Below are 2,740 nucleotides of genomic sequence, written 5' to 3' on the forward strand. Positions count from 1 at the left end.
GCCGGTGCCGCCGTGGAGGTAGTCCAGCGAGACCTGCAGCAACGCGCGCAGGCCCACGTCCAGCGCCTTCTCGTCGAGCAGGAACTTCGGCGAGTGGTTGCTGGGTGCGGTGGCCGGGTCGATGCCGGCACCGGTGGAACCGACAAAGAAGAACATCGCCGGCACCTGTTGGGCATACAGCGAGAAGTCCTCTGAGCCCATCTGCAGTGGCGGTTCGTAGACGTTGTCCTTGCCCACCACCGCCTGCAGGCTGGGCAGCATGCGTGCGGTCAGTGCCGGGTCGTTGACCGTGGCCGGGTTGCCGTCGTTCTCATAGATGTCGGTGACGGCGGTGGCGCCGTGCGCGGCGGCGGTGTGTTCGGCGACATTGCGCAGGTCGGCGAAGATCTGCTTGCGCATGTCCGGATCGAAAGTGCGGATGGTGCCGACCATTTCCACCGAATCGGGAATGATGTTGTAGCGGATGCCGCCCTTGATCGCGCCGAAGGTGAGCACGGCCGGCTGCCTGGAGAGGTTGGCGCGGCGGCTGACGATGGTCTGCGCGGTGCCGATCAGATCGGAGGCGGCGACGATGGGGTCAATGCCGTTCCATGGTGCCGAACCATGCGTCTGGCGGCCATTGACGGTGATGCCGAAGCGGTCGGAGGCGGCCATCAGCGGGCCACCGCGCACCGCGATCTGGCCCGCCTGCACGCTGGAGAACACATGCAGGCCGAATACCGCCTCCGGCTTGAAGTCCTTGAACAGGCCCTCCTTCAGCATCAGGTCGGCCCCACCCTGCTCGGGCGGCGGTGCGCCTTCCTCGGCCGGCTGGAAGATCAGCATCACTTCACCGGGCAGCGTGTCGCGCATCGCCACCAGCGCATCGGCCACACCGAGCAGGGTCGCGGTGTGGGCGTCATGGCCACAGGCGTGCATCACCCCGACCTGCTCGCCGCGGTACTCGGCGGTGGCCTTGGAGGCGAACGGCAGGCCGGTCTGCTCGGTGACCGGCAACGCGTCCATATCGGCGCGCAGGGCGATCTTCGGGCCCGGCAGGCCGCCCTTGATGATGGCGACGACACCATGCACGGCCACCCCGGTCTTGGGGGTCAGGCCCATCGCCCGCAGGCGCTCGGCGACCTTGGCCGCGGTACGCACTTCGCGATTGGACAGTTCCGGATGGGCATGGAAGTCGCGCCGCCAGTCCACCACCTGCCGCTGCAGCCGCGCGGCGGCAGCAGCCACTTCCGGACGCTGGGCGTCCCGGGCCTGCGCCACCAGCGGTGACAGGGCGCACAGCAGTGCGGACAGCAGTACGGTCTTGCGGGCCATCGACGCTTCCCCTTGCACAATCCTCGAAGACCGGAATGTAGGTCAAAAATCCGCTGCACACGAGCGTCAACCAAGCCCGCGCTGGAACGTTCACCCTGTACGCAGGTCTGTACACGTAGCCCATCGGTCATGGGTCCACCCGCCGGTACGGACGTTATCCTCTCCGGCTTGCCCGCTGTCCTCCCCCACCGGTTCCTCAGGAGTTTTTGCATGTCGCGTTTCTGGAAGATCGTGCTGCTGGTCATTGCAGTGCTGCTGGTGGCCGGTATCGGCTACCGGATGATGGGAGGAGGCAAGCAGCCCGCCGCCGGGCAGGCGATGGGCATGCGCGGTGGCAACGGCGGTGGCCGCGACAGCGCACCGGTGCCGGTCACCGCGGTGACCGCCGAGCGCAAGGACGTGCCGGTGTATGTGACCGCGCAGGGCACGGTGAGCGCCTACAACACCGTCACCGTCAGCCCGCAGGTGGGCGGCGAGCTGCTGAGCGTCAACTTCCGCGAAGGCCAGCCGGTGAAAAAGGGCGAGCTGCTGGCGCAGATCGATCCGCGCACCTTCCAGGCCCAGTACGATCAGGCCCTGGCCAGCAAACGCCAGAACCAGGCCCTGCTGGCCACCGCACAGTCCAACTACGAGCGTTCCAGCTCGCCCGAGTATCGCCAGTTTGTCGCCCAGACCGACCTGACCACGCTGCGCAACCAGGTGGCCCAGTACCAGGCCGCGGTCGCCGCCGCGCAGGCCTCGGCCGACCAGGCCAAGGTGCAGCTGGACTACACCCGCATCACCTCGCCGATCAGCGGTGTCACCGGCATCCGCGCGGTGGATCCGGGCAACGTGGTCAGTGCCGGCAGCGCCATCGTCACCGTCACCCAGCTGCAGCCGGCCTATGTGCTGTTCAACCTGCCCGAGCAGCAGCTCGACGCGGTGCGCAGCGCGCAGGCCAACGGCCCGTTGTCGACCGCCACGCTCGACCGCGAGGGCAGCGCGGTGGTCAACGCCGACGGCACGTTGCAGGTGGTGGACAACCAGATCAGCGCCAGCAGCGGCACGTTCCGCCTGCGCGCGCAATTCCCTAACGCCGATGGCACGCTGTGGCCGGGCCAGTTCGTCAACGTGCGCATGCAGCTGGGCGAGCTGCCCGGCGCGGTGGTGGTGCCGGCCGAAGCCGTGCAGCGCAGCAGCACCGGTGATTTCGTCTATCTGATCAAGCCCGACAACACCGTCACCCTGCGCCCGGTCGTACAGGGTGGCCAGGTCGATGACAGCCACGTGGTGATCAGCGAGGGGCTGCAGCCCGGCGACAAGGTGGTGACCGAAGGCCAGTTCCGCCTGAAGGAAGGCAGCAAGGTCAACGCGCTGGCCCCGGGCCAGGCGCCGCCGGCGCCGACCGAGGAACAGCTCAAGGCCGCCAGCCAGAAGGGCGGCCGTG

The 2,740-nt window shown here is 68.1% G+C and carries 2 protein-coding genes; one reads left to right on the forward strand and one right to left on the reverse strand.

The genetic code is table 11. From position 1 onward, the window contains the following. Window positions 1-1,314: amidohydrolase (locus tag JCM9942_RS13535; protein WP_054660322.1), on the reverse strand; the 1,314-nt coding region annotated here is incomplete at its 3' end. A 210-nt stretch (window positions 1,315-1,524) separates the two neighbouring features. On the opposite strand from JCM9942_RS13535, the gene JCM9942_RS13540 reads away from it, so the two are divergent. Then, window positions 1,525-2,740, forward strand: a 1,216-nt coding sequence (locus JCM9942_RS13540) for an efflux RND transporter periplasmic adaptor subunit (RefSeq protein ID WP_054660324.1), incomplete at its 3' end; no start/stop codon positions are given.

The organism is Stenotrophomonas pictorum JCM 9942, from assembly GCF_001310775.1.
GTDB classification, from domain to species: domain Bacteria; phylum Pseudomonadota; class Gammaproteobacteria; order Xanthomonadales; family Xanthomonadaceae; genus Stenotrophomonas; species Stenotrophomonas pictorum.